This window comes from Streptomyces sp. NPDC090741 (genome assembly GCF_044769045.1).
Lineage (GTDB): Bacteria > Actinomycetota > Actinomycetes > Streptomycetales > Streptomycetaceae > Streptomyces.
Genome location: NZ_JBIVXF010000014.1, coordinates 161,623 through 184,547 on the forward strand (window position 1 = coordinate 161,623; position 22,925 = coordinate 184,547).

21 protein-coding genes are annotated in these 22,925 nt (G+C 73.2%); 9 read left to right on the plus strand and 12 right to left on the minus strand.

All coding sequences use genetic code 11. From position 1 onward, the window contains the following. Window positions 1-71 precede the first annotated feature (71 nt). Window positions 72-1,442 (plus strand): aminopeptidase P family protein, encoded by a 1,371-nt coding sequence (locus ACIQU4_RS31675; protein ID WP_403737961.1) that lies wholly within the window; start codon window positions 72-74, stop codon window positions 1,440-1,442. 478 nt (window positions 1,443-1,920) lie between these two features. After that, window positions 1,921-2,052 carry a hypothetical protein gene (locus ACIQU4_RS31680; protein WP_403737963.1) on the plus strand — a complete coding sequence of 44 codons (132 nt, stop codon included), beginning with the start codon at window positions 1,921-1,923 and terminating at the stop codon, window positions 2,050-2,052. 143 nt (window positions 2,053-2,195) lie between these two features. Here ACIQU4_RS31680 and ACIQU4_RS31685 read toward each other — a convergent pair whose 3' ends face one another. The 3 genes from ACIQU4_RS31685 to ACIQU4_RS31695 all read right to left on the minus strand — a co-directional run bounded on the left by ACIQU4_RS31685 (window position 2,196) and on the right by ACIQU4_RS31695 (window position 4,413). Continuing rightward, window positions 2,196-2,789 carry a hypothetical protein gene (locus ACIQU4_RS31685; RefSeq protein ID WP_403737966.1) on the minus strand — a complete coding sequence of 198 codons (594 nt, stop codon included), beginning with the start codon at window positions 2,787-2,789 and terminating at the stop codon, window positions 2,196-2,198. Between the two features lie 89 nt (window positions 2,790-2,878). Next, the gene (locus tag ACIQU4_RS31690; protein WP_403737969.1) at window positions 2,879-3,304 is read right to left on the minus strand and encodes a RidA family protein; all 426 of its coding nucleotides are present in this window, start codon (window positions 3,302-3,304) and stop codon (window positions 2,879-2,881) included. Then, window positions 3,301-4,413, minus strand: coding sequence for an acyl-CoA dehydrogenase family protein (locus ACIQU4_RS31695; protein WP_403737972.1), 1,113 nt, complete (start codon window positions 4,411-4,413; stop codon window positions 3,301-3,303). The genes ACIQU4_RS31690 and ACIQU4_RS31695 overlap by 4 nt, the downstream gene beginning before the upstream one ends. A gap of 139 nt (window positions 4,414-4,552) precedes the next feature. Here ACIQU4_RS31695 and ACIQU4_RS31700 point away from each other — a divergent pair, with 139 nt between their 5' ends. The 4 genes from ACIQU4_RS31700 (at window position 4,553) to ACIQU4_RS31715 (ending at window position 8,387) form a co-directional block, all read left to right on the plus strand. Further along, entirely contained in the window at window positions 4,553-6,172 is a 1,620-nt protein-coding gene (locus ACIQU4_RS31700; protein ID WP_403737975.1) for an AMP-binding protein, read from the plus strand. A gap of 4 nt (window positions 6,173-6,176) precedes the next feature. Further along, on the plus strand, window positions 6,177-6,983 hold the full coding sequence (locus tag ACIQU4_RS31705) for a PaaX family transcriptional regulator C-terminal domain-containing protein (RefSeq protein WP_403737977.1): 807 nt from the start codon (window positions 6,177-6,179) through the stop codon (window positions 6,981-6,983). A 138-nt stretch (window positions 6,984-7,121) separates the two neighbouring features. Beyond that, window positions 7,122-7,505, plus strand: a complete 384-nt coding sequence (locus tag ACIQU4_RS31710; protein WP_403737979.1) for a hypothetical protein — start codon at window positions 7,122-7,124, stop codon at window positions 7,503-7,505. Between the two features lie 42 nt (window positions 7,506-7,547). Then, on the plus strand, window positions 7,548-8,387 hold the full coding sequence (locus tag ACIQU4_RS31715) for a GNAT family N-acetyltransferase (protein ID WP_403737982.1): 840 nt from the start codon (window positions 7,548-7,550) through the stop codon (window positions 8,385-8,387). A gap of 7 nt (window positions 8,388-8,394) precedes the next feature. Here ACIQU4_RS31715 and ACIQU4_RS31720 read toward each other — a convergent pair whose 3' ends face one another. Together ACIQU4_RS31720 and ACIQU4_RS31725 are read right to left on the minus strand one after the other, a co-directional pair. Further along, on the minus strand, window positions 8,395-10,653 hold the full coding sequence (locus ACIQU4_RS31720) for a bifunctional salicylyl-CoA 5-hydroxylase/oxidoreductase (protein ID WP_403737985.1): 2,259 nt from the start codon (window positions 10,651-10,653) through the stop codon (window positions 8,395-8,397). Between the two features lie 4 nt (window positions 10,654-10,657). Further along, window positions 10,658-11,485 (minus strand): enoyl-CoA hydratase family protein, encoded by an 828-nt coding sequence (locus tag ACIQU4_RS31725; protein WP_385582162.1) that lies wholly within the window; start codon window positions 11,483-11,485, stop codon window positions 10,658-10,660. Window positions 11,486-11,667: 182 nt separating this feature from the next. Here ACIQU4_RS31725 and ACIQU4_RS31730 point away from each other — a divergent pair, with 182 nt between their 5' ends. Continuing rightward, the gene (locus ACIQU4_RS31730; RefSeq protein WP_403737988.1) at window positions 11,668-12,111 is read left to right on the plus strand and encodes an ATP-binding protein; all 444 of its coding nucleotides are present in this window, start codon (window positions 11,668-11,670) and stop codon (window positions 12,109-12,111) included. Between the two features lie 21 nt (window positions 12,112-12,132). On the opposite strand, the gene argF is transcribed toward ACIQU4_RS31730, so the two are convergent. From argF to ACIQU4_RS31755, 5 genes are all read right to left on the minus strand, one after another. Beyond that, a complete protein-coding gene (gene argF, locus ACIQU4_RS31735; RefSeq protein WP_403737990.1) occupies window positions 12,133-13,146 on the minus strand; it encodes an ornithine carbamoyltransferase in 1,014 nt (337 codons plus the stop codon). Between the two features lie 76 nt (window positions 13,147-13,222). After that, window positions 13,223-14,449, minus strand: a complete 1,227-nt coding sequence (locus ACIQU4_RS31740) for an arginine deiminase (RefSeq protein ID WP_403737992.1) — start codon at window positions 14,447-14,449, stop codon at window positions 13,223-13,225. Window positions 14,450-14,560: 111 nt separating this feature from the next. Beyond that, window positions 14,561-15,028, minus strand: a complete 468-nt coding sequence (locus tag ACIQU4_RS31745; RefSeq protein WP_403737994.1) for a hypothetical protein — start codon at window positions 15,026-15,028, stop codon at window positions 14,561-14,563. A gap of 197 nt (window positions 15,029-15,225) precedes the next feature. Next, on the minus strand, window positions 15,226-17,802 hold the full coding sequence (locus ACIQU4_RS31750; RefSeq protein WP_403737996.1) for a polynucleotide kinase-phosphatase: 2,577 nt from the start codon (window positions 17,800-17,802) through the stop codon (window positions 15,226-15,228). Further along, complete coding sequence (locus ACIQU4_RS31755) at window positions 17,799-19,274, minus strand: 3' terminal RNA ribose 2'-O-methyltransferase Hen1 (RefSeq protein WP_403737999.1); 1,476 nt, start codon at window positions 19,272-19,274, stop codon at window positions 17,799-17,801. The genes ACIQU4_RS31750 and ACIQU4_RS31755 overlap by 4 nt, the downstream gene beginning before the upstream one ends. A gap of 214 nt (window positions 19,275-19,488) precedes the next feature. Between ACIQU4_RS31755 and ACIQU4_RS31760 the strand changes: the two genes are divergently transcribed. After that, entirely contained in the window at window positions 19,489-20,541 is a 1,053-nt protein-coding gene (locus ACIQU4_RS31760; RefSeq protein WP_403738002.1) for a hypothetical protein, read from the plus strand. Here ACIQU4_RS31760 and mmuM read toward each other — a convergent pair. Together mmuM and ACIQU4_RS31770 are read right to left on the minus strand one after the other, a co-directional pair. Beyond that, window positions 20,520-21,455 (minus strand): homocysteine S-methyltransferase, encoded by a 936-nt coding sequence (gene mmuM, locus ACIQU4_RS31765; RefSeq protein ID WP_403738004.1) that lies wholly within the window; start codon window positions 21,453-21,455, stop codon window positions 20,520-20,522. The genes ACIQU4_RS31760 and mmuM overlap by 22 nt on opposite strands. 16 nt (window positions 21,456-21,471) lie before the next feature. Beyond that, window positions 21,472-22,395: an LLM class F420-dependent oxidoreductase gene (locus ACIQU4_RS31770; RefSeq protein WP_403738007.1), complete on the minus strand. Its 924-nt coding sequence runs from the start codon at window positions 22,393-22,395 to the stop codon at window positions 21,472-21,474. Between the two features lie 203 nt (window positions 22,396-22,598). Between ACIQU4_RS31770 and ACIQU4_RS31775 the strand changes: the two genes are divergently transcribed. Further along, complete coding sequence (locus ACIQU4_RS31775; RefSeq protein WP_403738010.1) at window positions 22,599-22,865, plus strand: hypothetical protein; 267 nt, start codon at window positions 22,599-22,601, stop codon at window positions 22,863-22,865. Window positions 22,866-22,925 lie beyond the last annotated feature (60 nt).

Sequence of the window (22,925 nt, forward strand, 5' to 3'; positions counted from 1 at the left end):
ACATAGTAATGTGAAATTGCACTGACAAGACCTGTGCGCCCACCAGTTCGCATCTTCTTGAGGGAGCCCCGATGACCGACACCCCCTCCCGCCTCAACATCGGCAGCCACGACCTGCCGGTATCACCGGAGTTGTCCCGCTTCATGGCCGCCGACTGGGCGCCGTCACCCCTCCCCGGCACCGCACGGGTCCCCGCGTACGAGGTCACCCCGGTCCGCCGCGAGCGCCTCTCGGCGCGCTTCCCGGGCGAGCGGCTGATCATCCCGGCCGGCGAGCTCAAGGTCCGCTCCAACGACTGCGACCACCGCTTCCGCCCGCACAGCGCGTACGCCTGGCTGACCGGGCTGACCGGCGAGGACCAGGTGGGCCACGTCCTGGTGCTGGAGCCCTCGGGCCCGCACGGCCACGAGCCCGTGCTGTACCTGCGCCCCCGCTCCCCGCGCGCGGACGGCAACGAGGAGTTCTACCGGGACCGCCGGTACGGGGAGTTCTGGGTCGGCCGCCGCCCCGACCTGGGCGAGGCCGAGCGCCTGACCGGCCTGCGCTGCGCCCACCTGGACGACCTCGGCTCCCCGGCCGGCCGCAACGCCGCGACCGATACCGAACTGGCCGCCGTCCTCTCCGAGTTGCGCTTGGTGAAGGACGCCTGGGAGGTCGGGCAGCTCCAGCTCGCCGTCGACCACACCACCGCCGGGTTCGAGGACGTCGTACGGGCGCTGCCGCGCGCACTGGCGCACCCGCGCGGCGAACGGTGGATCGAGGGGGTCTTCGGCCTGCGCGCCCGGGCGGAGGGAAACGGCACCGGGTACGACACGATCGCGGCGTCGGGCGCGCACGCGTGCGTCCTGCACTGGATCCGCAACGACGGCCGGCTCGACCGGGACGAACTGCTGCTGCTGGACGCGGGCGTGGAGACCGACAGCCTCTACACGGCGGACATCACGCGCACCCTCCCGCTTTCGGGGCGCTTCTCCCCCGTCCAGCGGCAGGTGTACGAGCTGGTGCTGGCGGCGCAGGACGCGGGCATGGCGGCGCTGCGCCCGGGCGCGAGCTTCCGGGACTTCCACCGGGCCGGGATGCGGGTGATCGCGGAGGGCCTGGCGGAGTGGGGCGTCCTGAAGGACGCGCGGGGGGATCTGCACCGGCGGTACACGCTGTGCAGCAGCGGCCACATGCTGGGGCTGGACGTCCACGACTGCGCGAAGGCGCGCGCGGAGACCTACCTGGACGGGGTCCTGGAGGAGGGCCAGGTGCTGACGGTCGAGCCGGGTCTGTACCTGCAGCAGGACGACGAGACCCTGCCGCCGGAGCTGCGGGGAATCGGCGTGCGCATCGAGGACGACCTGGTCATCACGGCGACGGGCGCCCGACTGATGTCGGGCGCCCTGCCCCGCACGGTGGCGGGGATCGAGGAGTGGATGGGGAACCTGCTGACCGGCTGAGCATCAGCCCCGCCCCCGTGGAGGTGGATGCCCGGCCGGCGGGATCCCGCGCCCGCTCCGGTACCGGACGGGCTCGACAGGGCACCGCCGGACAGCCGGACAGCCGGAACACCAAGGGGTGTCTTACGGATCAGGCCGGATCAGGGAGCGTCGTCTGGATTGCTCGCGTCGGACGGTCCCGGGCCTCATGCGGCCCGCCTTGGCCGTCCTCCCTCCCCGCTCCCCCGCCGAGGACCGGCCTGCTGACGGTCTTCCTCATCGAACCGGCCGGCGCGGGCACCGCCCAGGGCCCCGCCGCCGGGGCGACGGGCTCGCCCGCCGCCGCTCCCGCGCAGACCAAGGTCGGCTGCAAGAGCGACACCTGCATGCGCCGTGAGCCGCAGGCGGAGGACTGCCAGTGGGACGCGATCACGGTGCGCCAGACCTTCCTGCGCGGCATGAGCATCGGCGCAGCTCGTCCGACGAGGCCACGATCCGGATGGAACACGACACCTACACGCGGATGCCGGCCGTCACCCCGGATGCGACATGGCAGACCGTCACGATCCGCGGGGCGATTCCCAGCCGGAAGGAGCAGGAGTGCTCCCCGCTGGGTTCGATCAACCCCTGACCCGGTCACGGGAAACAGGACGCGACGGGCTTCCGGGACACCCCTGGGACGGCGTGAGACGGTCCCGTCCGTCCGCAGGGCGGGCACCGGCGCCACCGGCTCACGGCAGCTCCGGGTCCGCTCACCTGGACGCCGACGGGGGGTCAGCGGCCGCCGCCACCGCCTCCGCCGCCGTCGCCTCCTCCACCGCCGCCGTTGCCGCCGCCCCCACCGTTGCCGCCGCCACCGCCGCCATCGCCGCCCCCGCCGCCGCCGGTGCCGCCGCCGCCTCCACCATTGCCACCGCCACCGCCGCCATCGCCGCCGCCGTAGCCGCCACCACCGCCGCCACCGCCGTCGCCGCCACCGCCACCGTCGTGGCCGCGGCCGGATCCGTTGTCGCTCCAGCCGTTGTCGTGGCCGCCGTTCCAGTTGTTGTCGTTGCGGTTGTCATGGTTGGAGCGGTTGTCGTTCCAACGGCCGTTGTTCCAGTTGTCGTTCCAGTTGGCGTTGTTGTGGCGGCCGTTGTTCGAGTCGTTGTCCCAGCACCAGCTGGGGCGGTCGTTCCAGTTGCTCCAGCGGGAGGAGTCGCAGCAGTCACGCCCGTTGTTGTCCCCGCGCCAGTCGTCGGAGCACCATCCCGTGTTGTTCTGCTGGGTCTGAGGAAGACCCGCGGCAACCGCCCCGCCGACAGGCATCAGGCCGAGCGCGAGGCCCGCGGCTCCTGCCACGACCGTCGCGGTGATCACACGGCGCATGACCATGCACCTCCGAGGATTGAGACATTCCTTACAAAAAGGTCATTTCCACCCTCACCCCTCTCTGCTCCGCTGTCAAAAGCACCTGGTCAGCGATCCGGCAACTTGGGCTGGGCCGTTCCGAGTACGGCGATACCGTCCAGTTCGACCAGTGCGGGCCCGTCCCAGAGCCGGACGACCCCGATGACCGCCATGGCCGGGTAGTCGCGCCCGGCCAGCCGGCGCCAGATACGGCCGAGTTCGGGCGCGTGGATGCGGTACGCCTCCACGTCGACCGTGTACACGGTCACCCGGGCCAGGTCCGCCGGGGCGCCCCCGGACGCGGCGAGGGCCGTCAGGAGGTTGCCCAGGGCGCGCTCGAACTGCTCGGGCAGGGTGTCCCCCACCACCTTGCCCTCGGCGTCGAGCGCGGTCTGGCCCGCCAGGAAGACCAGCCGGGAGCCGCTCGCGGCCACGGCGTGGGAGAAACCCGTCGGCGGGGAGAGCTCCGCCGGATTGATCCGCTCGACGCTCACCGGTAGAGCTCCTTCGCGATGATCGTGCGCTGGACCTCGCTGGCGCCCTCGTAGATCCTCGGGGCCCGGACCTCCCGGTACAGGTGTTCCAGCAGGTGGCCGCGTTGGAGGGCGACGGCCCCGTGCAGCTGGACCGCGTGGTCCACCACGTACTGGGCCGTCTCCGTCGCGAGCAGCTTCGCCATCGCCGACCGGCGGGGGACGTCCGGCGAGCCGGCGTCGTACGCCCCCGCCGCCGCGTAGACCAGGAGCCGGGCGGCCTCGGTACGGGTGGCCATCTCGGCCACCCGGTGACCCACCGCCTGCAGGTCGCCCAGGACCCCGCCGAACGCGCGCCGCGCCGCCGTGTACGCCAGGGTCGCGTCCAGGGCGGCCCGGGCCATGCCGACGGCGAAGGCGCCCACGCTCGGCCGGAACAGGTTCAGGGTGTCCATCGCCACCCGGAAGCCCCGCCCGGGCTCGCCGAGCAGGTCCTGCGGGCCGACCGGGACCCCGTCGAAGGACAGCCGGCCGATCGGATGCGGGGAGAGCATGTCCAGGGGCTCGCCCGAGAGCCCGGGGCGGTCGGCCGGGACCAGGAAGGCCGTGACCCCCTTGGCGGCCGGACCCTCGCCCGTCCGGGCGAACACCGTGTAGAAGTCAGCCTCGGGGGCGTTGGAGATCCAGCACTTCTCGCCGCCGAGCCGCCAGCCGCCGCCCGCGTCCCGTACGGCCTCCAGCGCCAGCGCCGCCGCGTCCGAGCCCGCACCCGGCTCGCTCAGCGCGAAGGCGGCCACCGCCCGCCCGGCCCGTACCTCCGGCAGCCAGCGCGCCCGCTGCTCCGGCGTGCCCGAGCTGAGCACCGGATGCGCCCCCAGACCTTGCAGGGCCAGGGCCGTCTCCGCCTCCGTGCACCCGTACGCGAGGGATTCGCGGAGCAGGCACAGTTCCAGCGCCCCCGAGGTGAAGACCCGCTCCAGCAGGCCCAGCTCGCCCAGCGCCGCGAGCAGCGGGCGGTTGACCCGACCAGGCTCCCCCTTGTCGGCCAGCGGCCGCAGCCGGTCCGCCGCCAGTGCGCGCAATCGCCCGCACCACTCCTCTTGTTCCACCCCGAGCGCGAATCCGTTCATCCGAACATCCCCGCTTCTATCGCGTCCTGTTGACTGCCGTCACCATCACGATACGCTCAGAGCGCACCCGTACGGCCTGCTCCGCCACTTCGGTCCCCCACCCGGGGAGCCGCTGTCGTTGCAAGGGGGCGAACCCGCCTTGGAGCTCAAGCCTTCCGCCCACGCCGACACCTTCGCGCGCGACCATCTGCCGCCGCCGCACGCCTGGCCGCGGCTCCTCTTCGAGCTCCCCGAACTGGCCTACCCGGACCGGCTCAACTGCGGCGCCGAGCTGCTCGACGCCACCATCGACCGGTTCGGGCCCGACCGCCCCGCCTTCCGCAGCGGCGCCGGCGAGGTGTGGTCGTACGGCGGGCTGCGCAGGCGCGTGGACCGCATCGCCCACGTGCTCACGGCCGACCTCGGCGTGGTCCCGGGGAACCGGGTGCTCCTGCGCGGCCCCACCGGCCCCTGGCTCGCCGCGTGCTGGCTGGCGGTGATGAAGGCGGGCGCGGTGGCCGTGACCGTACTCGCCCAGCAGCGGGCGCAGGAACTGGCCACGGTCTGCGCGATGGCCCGGGTGCAGCACGCGCTGTGCCACGTGGGCGTGGTGGACGACCTGGCCAGGGCCGAGGTGCCGGGCCTGCGGATCACCCCGTACGGCGGCGAGGGGGCGGACGATCTGCTGCGGCTGGCCGACCGGCACCCGGCACCGTTCCCCGCCGTCGAGACCTCCGCCGACGACGTGGCCCTGATCGCCTTCACCTCGGGCACCACCGGCCGGCCCAAGGGCTGCATGCACTTCCACCGCGATCTGCTCTCCGTCGCCGACACCTTCTCCCGCAGCGTCCTGCGCCCCCGCCCCGACGACGTCTTCGCGGGCAGTCCGCCGCTCGGCTTCACCTTCGGCCTCGGCGGCCTGGTCGTCTTCCCGCTGCGCGCGGGCGCCTCCGCGCTGCTGCTCGACCAGGCGGTCCCGCGCCGGCTGCTGCCCGCCCTCGCCGAGCACCGGGTCACGGTGCTGTTCACCGCGCCCACCGCGTACCGGACGATGCTGGACGAGCTGGGCCCGTACGACGTGGGCACCTACGACCTGTCCGCGCTGCGCCGCTGCGTCTCGGCGGGCGAGAACCTTCCGGAGGCCACCTGGCAGGCCTGGTACGAGCGCACCGGACTGCGGATCATCAACGGCATCGGCGCCACCGAGCTGCTGCACATCTTCATCTCGGCGGCCGACGAGGACATCCGCCCCGGAACGACCGGCCGCGTGGTGCCGGGCTGGCAGGCCCGGGTGGTGGACGCCTCCGGCCGGCCGGTCGCGGACAACGAGCCCGGGCTGCTGGCCGTACGCGGCCCGGTGGGCTGCCGGTACCTGGCGGATCCGCGGCAGGAGGAGTACGTACGGGACGGCTGGAACCTGACCGGGGACACCTACGTCCGCGATCCGGAGGGCTACTTCCGGTACGTCGCCCGGGCCGACGACATGATCGTCTCGGCCGGCTACAACATCGCGGGCCCGGAGGTGGAGGAAGTCCTGATGCGCCACCCGGACGTGGTGGAGGCCGCGGTGGTGGGCCGCCCGGACGAGCGACGCGGGCAGATCGTGGTGGCGTACGCCGTCGCGCGGCCGGGCGCGGTGCTGGGCGAGGAGGACCTGCGCGCGTTCATGCGGGCGGAGCTGGCTCCGTACAAGTGCCCGCGCGCCTTCGTCTTCCTCCCGGCCCTCCCCCGGACGGCGACCGGGAAACTGCAGCGGTTCCGGCTGCGCGATCTAGAGTAGGCCCGTGGTCGAGCAGCACACCCCGCGATCCCTGATCGTCACGTTCTACGGCGCCTACGGGCGGGCCTTCGAGGGTCCGGTCCCGGTGTCCGCGCTGGTCCGCCTGCTGGGCGCGGCCGGGGTGGACGCCCCGTCGGTCCGCTCGTCGGTGTCCCGGCTGAAGCGGCGCGGCTTCCTGCTGCCCGCGCGCGCCGCGGACGGCTCGGCGGGGTACGAGCTCTCCGCGGAGGCCCGGCAGCTGCTGGACGACGGCGACCGGCGGATCTACGGGGAGCGCGGTGCCCACCCGGCGGGGGAATGGCTGCTGGCGGTGTTCTCCGTACCGGAGCAGGAGCGGCACAAGAGGCACCTGCTGCGCTCGCGGCTCGCCCGCCTCGGCTTCGGGGCGGTGGCACCGGGGGTGTGGATCGCGCCGGCCCACCTGTACGAGGAGACCGGGCACACCCTGGACCGGCTGCACCTGACGGCGTACGTGGAGCTGTTCCGCGGCGGCCACCTCGGCTTCGCCCCGACCGCCGAGGCGGTGGCCCGGTGGTGGGACCTGACCTCGCTGGCCAAGCAGCACGAGGAGTTCCTCGATCTGCACGAGCCGGTGCTGCGCGCCCTGCAGTCGTGCCCGGCCCCCACCGCGGAGGAGGCCTACCGCGGCTACCTGCTCGCCCTGGACACCTGGCGGCGCCTCCCGTACGCCGACCCGGGGCTGCCGCGGGAGCTGCTGCCCGCGGACTGGCCGGGCGACCGCGCGGCGGCGGTCTTCACCGAACTGCACGCCCGGCTGCGGGACATCGGGGCGGGGTTCGTGGAACCGTAGGGGACGGCGGCCACGTCACGAGGTGGTGTGACACATCGTGATCTTCCTCCACCGCCACCGCTTGCGACCCCGCGGCGGCCTTCGTACCCGCCGCAGCCCACGCCCCAGCCCCGGCCCCGGACCTCGTACCACGCGCCCGTGACCCCACCCGGGCAGCGGGCCGCCCGCCTGCAACTGGCCGGATCGGCGCTGGTGGGTGCCGTGGCCGGGTTCACGGCCTCCAGGCTCGCCGCCAACGCCCGCGCGTACTGCGACGCGGGCTGGGAGTCGGGCGGGAAGTTCGAGCTGAACTTCGAGATGCTGTTCCTCGTGCCGGGCTGCGCGCTCCTCGCGCTGATCCTCGCCCTGCTCACCCGCCGCCTGCCCTTGCCGGTGCGGGCCGTGCCGATCCTGGCCGCCTTGGCCGCGGTGGTGGTCTGGTACTTCGCGGTCACGGGCACCCTGGACGGCTATCCCTCGCATTCGGGGCTGTGCGGGCCCGACAACGTGCCGCCGTGGTGGCCGTCCTGGCTCCCCTCGTAAAATCGGCGTGCGCGGGGAAACGGTCCGGCGCCATCATGAGCCATGACGTGGACGTTCACCCATGACCTGGCGGCCTATCGGGCCGCGGCGGGGCCGGCCGTGGCCGCCGAGCCCATCGCCAACACCATCCTGCTGACCGTGCTCGACGCGCTGGAGCGGCACGGCCTGGACGCCTACGGATCCGCCGAGCCCTTCTTCGGCTGGTGGACCGGAGCCGACGGGGGCGTCGCCGGCGCCCTGCTGTGCACCCCGCCGCGCCCGCTGCTGATCGGGGCGTTGCCCGCGCAGGCCGTGCGCGAGCTGGGGGCCGCGCTCGCCACCGAGCCGCTGCTCGCCGGGGTCGACGTGCTGAACGCCCGGCGCCGCGACGGGCAGGCACTGGCCGCGGCCTGGTGCAGGCCGAGCGAGGTCACCGAGGAGAACCGGCTGTACCGGCTCGCCGGACTGCTCGCCCCGGACCCCGCCCCGGCCGGGCGGGCCCGGACCGCCACCGAGGCCGACCTGCCGCTGCTGCTGGACTGGGCCGGGGCCTTCAAGCGGGAGACCGGGGAGCCGGGCGGCCCCTCCGAAGCCTTCCTGCGCGACCGGCTCTCGTACAGGGGCATGCTGCTCTGGGAGGACGCCGGCACGCCGGTGTCGATGGCCGGGTTCTTCCGGGCGATCGGCTCGGCCTCCCGCGTCGGCCCGGTCTACACCCCGCCGGAGCTGCGCGGCCGCGGGTACGCGGCCGGGGTCACGCACGCGGTCAGCGAAGCGGCGTACGCGGCCGGCGCCTCGCAGGTGCTGCTCTTCACGGACCTGGCCAACCCGACCAGCAACGGCGTCTACCAGCGCCTGGGCTACACCCCGGTGGAGGACCGCATCGAGGTGGCCGCGCGGTGAGCCTCCCTCAGCCGCGCCCGGCCGGGGGTTTGCGGCTGCCGGCGCGGTAGGGGGCGGGCCAGGGCGCGGCCGGGCCCTCGTAGGACTGGTCGGCGGCCGCGTGCAGGGTCCAGTGCGGGTCGTACAGGTGGGGGCGGCCGACGGCGCAGAGGTCGGCGCGGCCCGCCAGCAGCAGGGAGTTCACGTCGTCCCAGGAGGAGATGGCGCCGACGGCGATGACCGGGACGCCCAGCGCGTTGCGGATCCGGTCCGCGTACGGGGTCTGGTACGAGCGCCCGTACTCGGGGCGCTCCTCCGCCACCACCTGGCCGGTCGACACGTCGATGGCGTCGGCGCCGTGCGCGGCGAAGGCGGCCGCGATGTCCACCGCGTCCTGGGCGGAAGTGCCGCCGGGGGCCCAGTCGGTGGCCGAGATGCGGACGGTCATCGGCCGGTCGGCGGGCCAGACGGCGCGGACCGCGTCGAAGACCTCCAGCGGGAAGCGGAGCCGGTTCTCCAGGGGCCCGCCGTAGGCGTCCGTACGGTGGTTGGTGAGCGGGGACAGGAAGCCGGACAGCAGGTAGCCGTGGGCGCAGTGCAGTTCCAGCAGGTCGAAGCCGCAGCCCGCGGCCCGTACGGCGGCGGCCGCGAAATCGGAGCGGATCGACGCGAGGTCCGCCGCCGTCAGCGCGCGCGGAACGGCCGAGACGCCCGGCCGGTAGGGCAGTTCGGAGGGGGCGACCACCGGCCAGTTGCCCTCCGGGAGGGGGTCGTCCATGCCCTCCCACATCCGCCGCGTCGAGCCCTTTCGACCCGAGTGGCCGAGCTGGACGCCGAGCGCGGTGCCGGGCGCGGAGGTGTGCACGAAGTCCGCGATCCGGGTCCAGGCCGCCGCCTGCTCGGACGTGTACAGGCCGGTGCAGCCGGGGGTGATCCGGCCCTCCGGGGACACGCAGACCATCTCGGTCATCACCAGGGCGGCTCCGCCGAGGGCCCGCGCGCCCAGGTGCACCAGGTGGAAGTCCCCCGGCACCCCGTCGCCGCCCTGCGCGCAGTACATGTCCATCGGGGAGACCACGACCCGGTTGCGCAGGGTCAGCCCGCGCAGTTTCAGCGGTGTGAACATCGGCGGGGTGTGCTCGTCCGGGCAGCCGAAGTCCCGCTCCACGGCCCGGGTGAACCGCTCGTCGCGCAGCCGCAGGTTGTCGTGGGTCACCCGGCGGCTGCGGGTGAGCAGGTTGAAGGCGAACTGCCGGGCGGGCTGGTCCACGTACCCGGCGATCTCCTCGAACCACCGCATGCTGGCGGCGGCGGCCCGCTGGGTCGAGGCCACCGCCGGGCGCCGGGCGGCCTCGTACGCGGCGAGGGCGGCGGGTACGTCCGGCTCCGCCGCCACCGCTTCGGCGAGTGCGAGCGCGTCCTCCACCGCCAGCTTGGTGCCCGAGCCGATGGAGAAGTGCGCGGTGTGCGCCGCGTCGCCGAGCAGGACGACGTTGCCGTGCGACCACCGCTCGTTGGCGACCGTACGGAACTCGGTCCATGCCGAGCGGTTGCCGTGCAGCGGGCGCCCGCGCAGGGCCTCGCCGAAGATCTTGGCGCAGCGGGCGGCCGATTCGGCCTCGTCGCACATGTCGAAGCCGGCGGCCCGCCACACCGTCTCGTGCATCTCCACGATCACGGTGGAGGCGTCCGCGGAGTACGGATAGGCGTGCAGCTGCATGACCCCGTGCTCGGTCTCCGCGATCTCGAAGCGGAACGCGTCGAAGGCGAAGTCGGCGGCGAGCCAGATGTACCGGCAGTGCCCGCTCGTCAGCGTCGGGCGGAAGTGCGCGGCGCCGCTCTGCCGGGTCGCGCTGTGCACCCCGTCGGCCGCGACGACCAGGTCGTACGAGGCCGCCAGGACCGCGGCGGCCGGCGCCGGGGTGCGGAAGCGGAGCCCGACCCCGAGTCCGGCGCAGCGCTCGTGGAGGATCTCCAGCAGCCTGCGCCGGCCGAGGGCGGCGAAGCCGTGGCCGCCGGAGGTCAGCAGCCGCCCCCGGTGCACGATGTCGATGTCGTCCCAGCGCACGAACTCGGCGCCGAGGGCGGCGTAGACCGCGGTGTCGGCCTGTTCGATGCCGCCGAGGGTCTCGTCGGAGAGCACCACGCCGAAGCCGAAGGTGTCGTCGGGGGCATTGCGCTCCCAGACCTCGACCGTGTGGCCCTGGCGGGCCAGCAGCGCGGCGGCGTACAGGCCCCCGGGCCCGCCGCCGACGACGGCGACCCGCAATGCGCTGCCTGCCGGCATGGCGCTACCTGCCCTTCCACTCCGGAGGCCGCTTCGTGGTGAAGGCGGCGTGGAACTCGGCGTAGTCCCGGCCGTTCATCAGCAGGGCCTGGGTGTTGGCGTCGAGCTCGACCGACGCGGCCAGCGGCATGTCGAGTTCGGCGGTCAGCAGTGCCTTGGTCTGCGCGTACGCGAGGGCCGGGCCGGCGGCGAGGTGCGCGGCGAGTTCGGCGGCCCGCAGGCCGGCCTTGCCCTCCTCGGTGACCTCGCTGAGCAGGCCGATGCGCTCGGCCTCCGGCGCGCGTACCGGCTCTCCGAGCATCAGCAGCCGGGTGGCGTGGCCGAGGCCGACGACGCGGGGCAGCAGGTACGCGGCGCCCATGTCCCCGCCGGAGAGGCCGACGCGGGTGAAGAGGAACGCGAAGCGGGCGGTGGGGTCGGCGATGCGGAAGTCGGCGGCGAGGGCGAGGACGGCGCCGGCGCCGGCGGCGACCCCGTGTACGGCCGCGATGACCGGGAAGGGGCATTCGCGGATGGCCCGCACCACCTGGCCGGTCATCCGGTTGAAGTCGAGGAGCTGGGCCGTGTCCATGGCGAGGGTGGCGCCGATGATCTCGTCGACGTCCCCGCCGGAGCAGAAGCCGCGCCCCTCGCCGCCGAGGACGAGGGCGCGTACGGACCGCTCGCGGGAGAGCTCGGCGAGCAGGTCGCGCAGGTCGGCGTAGGCCCCGAAGGTGAGGGCGTTGAGTTTCTCGGGGCGGTCGAGGGTGACGGTGGCCACGCCGTCCTGCCGGGTCACCCGCAGGTGGCGCCACCGTTCGGTCGCTGTTGTGGAACCGATGAAGGGGCTCACACGATCGACGGTATCACTGCATCGTGACTGCCGTCACAGAAACGCGACACATGGGTGAGGGGTGCCGTGCGGGATCGAAACGGCACTCCGTATCGTTGAAAGTGGAAGTTCCCCTTCCGCCGCTTGCCCCACCCCTCGCGCCCCTCGCCCCTCGCCCCCGCTCCCGGAACGGACGGTCCCGCATGCCCGACGTCTCCGCCTGGCGGATCCCGCTGCCCCGCACGACGGCCGCCGTGCCGCTCGCCCGCGCCCTCGTCCGTACGGCGCTCACCGACACCCCCGTCGTGCACGCAGACAGCGATACGGCGGAGCTGCTGACCGCGGAGCTGGTCGCCAATGCCGTGGAGCACACCGCCGGGGAGGCTCCGATCGAGCTGGTCGTGGAGCTGCGGGCGAACGGCTGCCAGGTCGAGGTCCACGACGGTGATCCGCGACCGCCCGGCACTCTCGGCACCCTCGGCGCGGCCGGCGCTCCGGCCGCCCGCCCGGACACCCTGTTCCCCGACCCGTGGCAGGAGCACGGCCGCGGGCTGCCGCTGATCCGCGCCCTCAGCTCGGCCTGCGGCCACCGCCCGACGGCGGACGGGAAGGCCGTCTGGTTCACCCTGGCGGCGCGGCCCGCATGACTATGCGGGACAAGAAACTTCCTAACCGGCGACCGGCCCGGCGAGGGTCGCGACGAGCACGGCCTTGATGGTGTGCAGCCGGTTCTCGGCCTCGTCGAAGACGACGGAGTGCGCGGATTCGAACACCTCCTCCGTCACCTCCAGCGAGTCCAGCCCGTGCCGCTCGTGGATCTCCCGGCCGACCTTGGTGCCCAGGTCGTGGAAGGCCGGCAGGCAGTGCAGGAACTTCACGTCCGGGTTCCCGCTCGCGCGCAGCACGTCCATCGTGACGGCGTACGGGGCCAGGGCGGCGATCCGCTCGTCCCAGACCTCCTTGGGCTCGCCCATGGAGACCCACACGTCGGTGGCGACGAAGTCCGCGTGGGCCACGCCCTCGGCGACCTCCTCCGTCAGCGTGATCCGGGCTCCGCTGGCGGCCGCGAGCTCGCGCGCCTGCGACACCACGGACTCGGCCGGCCAGTAGGCCTTCGGCGCGACGATGCGTACGTCCATGCCGAGCAGCGCGCCGGTGACCAGGTACGAGTTCCCCATGTTGAAGCGCGCGTCCCCGAGGTAGGCGAAGACGATGCGTTCCAGCGGCTTGGTGCAGTGCTCGGTCATGGTGAGTACGTCGGCCAGCATCTGGGTGGGGTGCCAGTCGTCGGTGAGGCCGTTGAACACCGGCACGCCGGAGTGGGCGGCCAGCGCCTCGACGGCCTCCTGGCTGTCGCCCCGGTACTCGATGCCGTCGAACATCCGGCCCAGCACCCGCGCCGTGTCCTTGACCGACTCCTTGTGGCCGATCTGGGAGCTGGCCGGGTCGAGGTAGGTGGTGTGCGCGCCCTGGTCGGCGGCGGCGACCTCGAAGGCACAGCGGGTGCGCGTCGAGGTCTTCTCGAAGATCAGCGCGATGTTCCTGCCCTGGAGGCGGCGCTGCTCGGCCCCGGCCTTCTTGGCCGCCTTGAGGTCGGCCGCGAGCTCGATCAGGCCGCGGAACTCGGCGGCGGAAAAGTCGAGCTCCTTGAGGAAACTGCGGCCGACGAGGTCGGTGGCCATGGGGACACTCCAAGGGTCGCGCTGACAGGGGATGCTGGAAGTCTATACGATCCCCTGTATTGATATACAGAGGGTCTCAGACCGGATCCCGCTCCACCGGGCAGCTCATGCACCGCGGCCCGCCCCGCCCCCGCCCCAGCTCGCTGCCGGGGATCTCGATGACCTCGATGCCCTCCTTGCGCAGGTGGGTGTTGGTCGTCACGTTCCGCTCGTACGCCACCACCACCCCCGGCTCCACGGCCAGCACGTTGCAGCCGTCGTCCCACTGCTCGCGCTCCGCCGCGTGCACGTCCTGCGTCGCGGTCAGCACCCGGATCGAGTCCAGCCCGAGCGCGGCGGCGATCGCCCGGTGCATGTGCTCCGGCGGGTGGTCGGTCACCTTCAGCTCCTGCAGGCCCTCCCCCGGCTCGATCGTGTAGGAGCGCAGCATGCCGAGGCCCGCGTACTGAGTGAACGTATCTCCGTCCACCATCGTCATCACGGTGTCCAGGTGCATGAAGGCCCGCCGCTTCGGCATGTCCAGCGCCACGATGGTGGTCGCCGACCCGGCCGCGAACAGCCCCCGCGCGAGCATCTCCACCGCCTGCGGAGTGGTCCGCTCGCTCATCCCGATCAGCACCGCGCCATTGCCGATGACGAGCACGTCCCCGCCCTCGATGGTCGAGGGGTAGTCCGCCTGTCCCTGCGACCAGTAGTGGAAGGCCCCGGAGGAGGTGAAGAGCGGGTGGTGCTTGTAGATCGCCTCGAAGTGCACCGTCTCCCGCTGCCGGGCCGGCCAGCGCATGGCGTTGATGGACACCCCGTCGTAGATCCAGGCGGAGGTGTCCCGGGTGAACAGGTGGTTGGGCAGCGGCCCCAGCAGGAAGTCGTCCAGCTCCATGGCGTGGAAGCGGACCGACACCGGCTCCGCGTGCCGCTCCAGGTACTCGCGCTTGGTCATCCCGCCGACCAGGGCCTCGGCCAGCCCGGTCACCGGCAGCTGGTCGAAGACCGCGCGCAGGTGGTCGGTGGCGAGCGGCCCGTACTCCTTCTCGTCGAACACCCGGTCCAGTACGAGGTGTCGGGCCTCCGGAATGTCCAGGGCCTCGCACAGCAGGTCGCCGAAGAGGTGCACCTCCACGCCGCGGTCGCGCAGGACGTCCGCGAAACCGTCGTGCTCCTGGCGGGCCCGGCGCACCCACAGCACGTCGTCGAAGAGCAGCGCGTCCTTGTTGCTCGGCGTGAGCCGCTTCAGCTCCAGATCGGGCCGGTGGAGGATGACGCGGCGAAGCCGCCCGGTCTCGGAGTCGACATGGAATCCCATGGCGTACACGTTCGCAGACCGGACGGCTTTTTGACGTGGCGTTCGCTCAGGAGACGCGGCGCAGCAGGCATCCCCCCGCGGTCCCGGCGGCGCCGGCGGCGCCGGCGGGGATCAGCGCAGACCGAGGAGCGCCGACGGGGCCCCGATCAGCTCCGGGGCGGTCAGGCCCAGCTTGGGGGTGGTCAGGTTCGGGATGCCGTAGTTGCTGCCGTCCGGCATCGTCAGCGGGGCGCCGACGACCGCACCGGGGGTGCGGGCGAGCAGATCGGTGGCCGGGGACTCCAGTGAGCCCTCGGCGTCGGTCTTCGGGTCGCCGAGCAGGTTCGGCACCGGCGCCCCGACCAGGGTGCTGCCGAGCTGGGTGGTGATCGGCATCGACGGGAGGATCGGGCTGGGGAGCAGATCACCGGTGTGGTGGCGGGGGGCCTCCGGTGCGCCGACGACGGGCACCGGCACCGCGGTGGCCACGCGCGGGGTGTCCACGCCCAGTGTGGTCTTCACGGCGTCCAGGGGGACACCCACCGGCACCGAGTCGGCCACGGCCGGGGTGGCCGCGCCGGCCGCGGCCATACAGGTCATGAGTGCCGCAATGCTTCCGCGCGCGGTCATCTTCATAGGTGACGTTCCGTCCTTCCAGGGTCGCGGACATTCCGCTGCCCTGGATGAACGATCCCGCCGGTGGTTTTCCCGGCGTTCTCCGGGAAAGTTCCCCCATACGACCTAATTCGGGGCCGTACAGGGGCCTCACCTTTACGGCTCCGCGTACCGTCCTCCACTCACAACCGGGGGTCGACCGGCTCCGATTCGAGGGCGAGCACCGCGAAGACCGCCTCGTGCACCCGCCACAGCGGCTCCTCGCCCGCCAGCCGGTCCAGGGCCTCCAGCCCGAGCGCGTACTCGCGCAGGGCCAGCGAGCGCTTGTGCCCCAGGAACCGCTGGCGCAGCTTCTCCAGCTGCTCCGGACGCGTGTACTCCGGACCGTAGATGATCCGCAGGTACTCGCGCCCGCGCACCTTGACCCCGGGCTGGACCAGCCTGCCCTTGCCGTCCCGAGCGTACGCCTGGAGCGGCTTGACGACCATGCCCTCCCCGCCCGCGGCCGTCAGCTCCAGCCACCAGTCGGTGCCCGCCCGTACGGAGTCCTCGTCGGCGGTGTCGACCAGGATCCGGCCGGTGCGGCGCAGCAGTCCGGTGCCGGCCGCCTCGTCCGCGGCGACCAGCCGGTCCAGCCAGAACAGCTGCTCGTCGTGCGGTACGGCGGCCAGCGAGCGCCCGGCTGCCGCCAGCAGCTGGAACGGCGCGAACCGTACGCCGTCCAGCCCGTCGGTGGTCCAGCAGTAGCGCCGGTAGGCGTCGGTGAACCGCTCGGCGTCGGCGGCCCGGTCCCGCTGGCGGGCGAGCAGGTCGCCGGTGCCGATGCCCCGCCCGGTGGCCGCGGCCAGGGCGGCGAGGGCGTCCGGGAAGACGGCGCGGGAGGCCGCGCCGACGGCGGCGTACTGGTTGCGCAGCAGGCCGGTGGACTTCAGCGACCAGGGCAGCAGCTCCCCGTCCAGCAGCAGCCAGTCGGTGGCCAGTTCCTCCCACAGGCCCGCGTCGGTGATGGCACCGCGGAGCCGGGTGAGGACCTCCTCGGTGACCTCGGGGTCCTGGAAGAAGGGCCGTCCGGTGCGGGTGTAGACGGAACCGGTCGGTCCTCCCTCACCGCCTTCGGCGCGGGAGGTGCCCCCGACGCCGAAGCGCGCGCGGGCCGCCTCGGCGTCCTTGCAGACGAGGACGGTGGCGCGGGAGCCCATGTGCTTCTCCTCGCAGACGACCTGGGCGATGCCGTCCTTGCGGTACTGGGCGAAGGCCTCGGCCGGGTGCTCCAGGTAGCCGCTCTCGTTCGAGGTGGCGGTGGGCGCCATGGTGGGCGGCAGGTACGGGACCAGCCGCGGGTCCACCGCGAAGCGGCTCATGACCTCCAGGGCCGCCGCCGCGTTCTCCTCGCGCACGGTGACGTTGCCCAGGTGCCGGGTCTCGACGATCCGGCGCCCGTGCACGTCGCCCAGGTCGAGCGGGCGCCCGTCGTGTCCGCCCGGCGCCTCGGTGGCGAGCGGCCTGACCGGCTCGTACCAGACCTTCTCGGCCGGTACGTCGACCAGTTCGCGCTCGGGCCAGCGCAGGGCGGTCATCTTCCCGCCGAAGACCGCGCCCGTGTCCAGGCAGATGGTGTTGTTGATCCAGGCCGTGTTCGGGACCGGGGTGTGGCCGTAGACCACGACCGCCTTGCCGCGGTACTCCTCGGCCCACGGATGGCGCACGGGCAGGCCGAACTCGTCGGTCTCGCCGGTGGTCTCCCCGTACAGGGCGTGCGAGCGGACCCGGCCGGAGGTGCGCCCGTGGTACTTCTCGGGCAGGCCGGCGTGGCAGACCACCAGCTGGCCGCCGTCGAGCACGTAGTGGCTGACGAGACCGCGGATGAACTCCCGTACCTCCTGGACGAACTCCTCCGGCTCGCGGCCGAGCTGCTCGATCGTCTCGGCGAGCCCGTGGGTCTGCTGGACCTTGGAGCCCTTGAGGTAACGGCCGAGCTTGTTCTCGTGGTTCCCGGGCACGCACAGGGCGTTGCCGGAGCCGACCATGCCCATCACCCGGCGCAGGACGCCGGGGCTGTCCGGGCCGCGGTCGACGAGGTCGCCGACGAACACGGCGGTGCGGCCCTCGGGGTGGACTCCGTCCTCGTACCCGAGCTTGCCGAGCAGGGTCTCCAGCTCGGAGGAACAGCCGTGGATGTCACCGATGATGTCGAAGGGGCCGGTGAGGTGGGTGAGGTCGTTGAACCTCTTCTCCCGCACCACCTCGGCGGCCTCTGCCTCCGCCGGGGTGCGCAGCACGTGCACCTTGCGGAAGCCCTCGCGCTCCAGTCCGCGCAGCGAGCGGCGCAGGTCGCGGCGGTGCCGCTGGATGACGGCACGGGGCAGCCCGGCCCGGTCGGGGCGGGTGGCGTTGCGTTGGGCGCAGACCTCCTCGGGCATGTCGAGGACGATGGCGATGGGCAGCACGTCGTGCTCGCGGGCGAGCTGGACCAGCCCTCGGCGGGCCTCGGCCTGCACGCTGGTGGCATCGACGACGGTCAGGCGGCCGGCCGCGAGGCGCTTGCCGGCGATGTAGTGGAGGACCTCGAAGGCGTCCCGGCTCGCGCTCTGGTCGTTCTCGTCGTCGGCGACGAGGCCCCGGCAGTAGTCGGAGGAGATGACCTCGGTGGGCTTGAAGTGCCTGCGGGCGAAAGTGGACTTCCCGGATCCGGTGGCCCCGATCAGGACGACGAGGGACAGATCGGTGACGGGAAGTACGCGGTTGCCGGTACTGGTCATGCGGCCTCTCCCTCCTTGGCGGTGTCGGTGTCGGTGTCGGTCTGGATCTGTGTGAAGACGGCCATCTGGGTGGGCGGCCCCACCTCGGGGTCGTCGTCGCCGACGGGTACGAAGGCGACCTCGTACCCGTGGCGGCCGGCCACGGAGGCGGCCCAGCCGCGGAACTCCGCGCGGTTCCACTCGAAGCGGTGGTCGCCGTGCCGAACGTGCCCGGCGGGCAGGGTCTCCCAGCGGACGTTGTATTCGACGTTGGGGGTGGTGACCAGGACCGTACGGGGGCGGGCCGCGCCGAACACCGCGTACTCCAGGGCGGGCAGCCGCGGCAGGTCCAGGTGCTCGATGACCTCGCTGAGCACGGCCGCGTCGTAACCGGCCAGCCGTTTGTCGGTGTACGCGAGCGAGCCCTGGAGCAGCTGGACGCGGCTGCTCTGCCGCTCGCCCATCCGCTCCAGGCGCAGCCGCTTGGCGGCCATGCCGAGGGCCCGCATGGACACGTCGACACCGACGATCTCGGTGAAGGCCGGCTCCTTGAGGAGGGCCTGCACCAGCTGGCCCTGTCCGCAGCCGAGGTCCAGGACCCGGGCCGCACCGGAGGCGCGCAGTGCGGCGAGGATCGCCTCGCGGCGCTGCACGGCGAGCGGCAGCGGCCTTTCGTCGGTCTCCTCCACGGCGTTGTCGAGCTCCTCGACCTCACTGCCGTCGGCCTCGGCCAGACGCAGCAGTTCCAACCGCTCCAGGGCGTCGCGGGTCAGCCGTTTGTGGCGGGCGAGGTAACGCGCGCTGATGAGTCCGTTCTCGGGGTGCGCGGCGAGCCAGCCGTCCCCGGCGCGCAGCAGCTTGTCGACCTCGTCGGGCGCGACCCAGTAGTGCTTGGCGTCGTCGAGCACGGGCAGCAGGACGTAGAGCTGCCGCAGGGCGTCGGCGAGCCGCAGCTCGCCCTCCAGGACGAGCCGTACGTACCGGGAGTCCCCCCATTCGGGGAACTGCTCGTCGAGCGGTACGGGTTCGGCCTGTACGAGGTCCCAGCCGAGCGGATCGAACAGCCGGTGGACGAGCTCCGCCCCGCCGCGCGCGGGCAGCGCCGGTATCTCGATCCGCAGCGGACGCACCTGCTCCGGCAGCTCGGGCCAGGCGGCGCACTTGGCGGCCAGGGCGCTGCGGAAGACGGAGCTGAGCGCGACGGCGAGCAGCGAGGAGGCCGCGTACGGGCGGTCGTTGACGTACTGCGCGAGCGCGGCGTCGGGCGCCCCGCCCCGCCCCTTGCCCTGCCCGCGGCGCACGAGCGCGACGGGATCCACCTCCAGCAACAGCGCAGCCGTACACCGCTCTTGCGCGGCCTCGGGATAGAACACGTGGGCCACGCCGTGGGAGGTGGAGAACGCCTGCACCTTCCCAGGGTGCTTGTGCAGCAAAAAGCCCAGGTCGGTAGCCGGGTGCTCGGCACCGCCAGTGGTGGAGATCGTCAGGAACATGCAGCTCAGCATGGACGCAGCCCGCTACCGGGGGCCACTGGATTTCCCCCCTCCGCCGCCCCTCGCCCATCCCGCGGATCCCGATCCGGGCAAGTGCCCGACACCCGTGCGGCGGGCGCTGTACGGTCCCCGGAACACGTCGTTCCCCGTGCCACAGCAGCCCCGTCGCCCAGGAGGGCTTCCCCTCGTGCACCCGCCGCAGCCTTACCCACCCATGCCCGCGCCCGTCCGCCGCTGGTGGCAGCATCCCGCCCTGATCATCGCTCTGCTGGTCGTGATCCCGCCCGCGGGTGTCGCGCTCGCGTGGACGAGCCGGTGGGGGCAGGCCAAGAAGATCGTCGCAACGGTTCTCGCAGGTCTGTGGTTCCTCACTCCTTTCCTGGGCGACCCGCCGAAGAAGGCCGAGGCCGACTCCAAGCCGGCCGCTCTCGCGTCCGCCCCGCCCGGCGCGAGCCCCGGCCGTGCCGAGCCGCCCGCCCTCGTCGGCCGGAACCTCAAGGAGGCTAGGGCCGCGGCGCTCACCGCGGGATTCGGCGTGCTCTCGCACGACGCCTCCGAGGGGAACGCCGCCCAAGTGGCCGAGGACAACTGGAAGGTGTGCTTCCAGAGCATGGTCGCCGAGAAGGCCGGTGCGATACCCACGCTCGACTTCGGCGTGGTCCGCACCGATGCCCCGTGCCCCGCGAAGGACGGGGATCCGATCCCCTATCCGAAGATGCCCAAGGTCGTCGGCCTGGCCTTCGCCAAGGCGTCCGAGACGCTCAGGCCGATCGGCTTCCAGAAGATCGAGCCGCAGAGCGCGTTCACGGACGTCACCCCGCCGGCCGCCGTGGACGACTGGGTCGTCTGCTTCCAGGAGCCCGAAGAGGGCAAGGAGATCAGCGCGCCCGGTACCACCTCCGCCTCCCTGAAGCTCGCGTCCCCCGGGACCGCCTGCCCGAGTGCGCCGAACACCCGGCTCCACCCCGAGCCGGTGCCGACGCATGAGGACGACGACTCCGGCAGCACGGCATCGGGCGGGTCCTCTTCCGGGGGATCCGCATCCGGGGGTTCGTCCTCGGGAGGGTCCTCCTCCGGGGGGTCTTCCTCCTCCGGTGGGTCCTCTTCCGGTGGGTCGTCCTCCTCCGGCGGCTCCGACAGCGGCGGCGGGGGCGCGGCCACCGTGACGCCCGGAGCGTTCTGCTCGCCGGCCGGGGCAACCGGCGTCAGCAAGAAGGGCGTCTCCTACACCTGCAAGGGTCCCGGTCAGCCCCGCTGGCGCCAATGACCGGTCCCGTCCCCCTCAATCCCCGCGGCCAGTTCGGCGATGTCGGGCGGGCCGATGCGGCAGCAGCCGCCGATCAGGCGGGCGCCCGCGGTGCGCCAGGCCTCGACGGGCCAGGGGGCGGGGTGGGCCGGAGCCTGCCAGGTGGCGGTGGGCGCGTCCCAGACGGAGCCGTCGTTGGGGTAGGCCAGGAGCGGTGCGGCGGTGACGGAGGCGGCCGCCTCCAGGGCGGGGAGCACGTCCGCCGGATCGCAGCAGTTGACGCCGACCGCGATGATCTCCGGTGCCTGGGCCGCGAGGGCGAAGGCCTCGGGGAGGGGCTGGCCGGCGCGGGTGCGGGCGCCGGCCACGGTGTAGCTCAGCCAGGCGGCCGCCCCCGTTCCGGCGAGGACGCCGAGGACGGCTTCGGCCTCCTCGGCGTCCGGGATGGTCTCCAGCGCCAGGACGTCGGCGCCCGCCGCGAGCAGCGCCTCGATACGGGGGCGGTGGAAGGCGGCGAGCTCGCGCACGCTCAGCCCGTACCGCCCGCGGTACTCGGAGCCGTCCGCGAGCACCGCTCCGTACGGGCCGACCGAGGCGGCGACCCAGACCTCGTGGTCGGCGGCCTCGGCCGCACGGGCGGCCAGCGCGACGCTGCGGTGCAGCAGGCCGGTGGTCTCGGCCCGGTCGTGGCCGTGCGCGGCGAAGGCCTGGTACCCGACCTGGTAGCTGGCGGTGATCAGCACCTCGGCCCCGGCCCGCGCGTAGGCCGCGTGGGCGGCCTCCACCTGGTCCGGCCGCTCGGCGAGCACCCGGCCCGACCAGAGCCCGCCGGACAGGTCGCAGCCCTGGTCGGCGAGCTGGTTGCTCAGCCCGCCGTCCAGGAGCACGACCCTGCGGGCCAGGGCTTCGGCGAGCGGGCCGGACGCACGGGGCACGGTTCCTGCGCCTCCCTCAGCCGAGCTGGGACAGCACCTGGGCCGAGATCAGCTCCAGGTGGTCCAGGTCGTCGAGGTCGAGCAGCTGGAGGTAGACGCGGGAGCTGCCGACGGCCGCGTAGGCGCCGATCTTCTCCACCACCTCCGCCGGGGAGCCGGCCAGGCCGTTGGCCTTGAGCTCGTCCACGTCCCGCCCGATGGCGGCGGCCCGGCGGGCGACCTCGGCGTCGTCCCTGCCGACGCACACCACCAGGGCGTTGGAGTAGACGAGGTCGTCGGCCCTGCGCCCGGCCTCCTCGGCGGCCCGGCGCACCCGGCCGAACTGCCGCTCGCTGTCCGCGATCGACGCGAACGGCATGTTGAACTCGTCCGCGTACCGGGCGGCGAGGCGCGGGGTGCGCTTCGCGCCGTGGCCTCCGATGAGCACGGGCACCTTGGCCTGGGCCGGCTTGGGCAGGGCCGGGGACTTCTCCACCTGGTAGTGGGTGCCGGCGTAGTCGAACGTGGCGCCGGGCTCGGTCGCCCACAGGCCGGTGACGATGGCCAGCTGTTCCTCCAGCCGGGCCATCCGCTCAGCCGGGAACGGGATGCCGTACGCCTTGTGCTCCTCCTCGAACCAGCCCGCGCCCAGGCCCAGTTCGACCCGTCCGCCGGACATCTGGTCGACCTGCGCCACCTGGATGGCAAGCACGCCGGGCAGCCGGAAGGTCCCGGCCGTCATCAGCGTGCCGAGCCGGATCCGCCGCGTCTCCCGGGCCAGGCCCGCGAGGGTGATCCAGGCGTCGGTGGGCCCCGGCAGGCCGTCCGCCGAACCCATCTTCAGATAGTGGTCCGACCGGAAGAACGCGTCGAAGCCCAGGTCCTCGGTGGCCTTGGCAACGGTCAGGAGGGTGTCGTAGCTCGCGCCCTGCTGGGGCTCGGTGAAAATGCGGAGATCCATGACTCCCATCCTGCCTCGCCCACCCCGGCAGGGTGAATCTGCGTCAACCGGACGGTCCACCCCCGGCCCGGCCAGTGACCAGCCCGGATGGGGATCGTTGGCTCGGACGGAGCCGGACCGCCCGGCCCGCGCGCCGGCGGCCTTTCGCCGACGCGTCCACCGCCCCCTTCCACCTTGGAAGGGCCAGGGCCGAGGAGGCCGCCATGTCCCACGAGTCCGTGCCCGAGCACACCGGACAGACCGGACAGGCTGCATACGACCATGCACGTCAGGAGCCCGCGGCGGCCGCCCAGGGCGGCGCGCCGAAGGGCCTGCTCCAGCAGATGGAAGAGCTGATGGCGGCGCTGAACGCCGACCTGTCGCAGCTCGACGCCGACCTCCAGTCCTCCACGGACCGCGCCCCCGGCACGCCGCTGACCCCGGGCAGCCGCACCCCCGAGAGCGAGCGCCCGCCCTACCGGTCGTACTGACCGTGCCGGTCGGATGAACGTGCGGGTCCCGTCGCGCGCGGCGGGACCCCCGATTCCGCT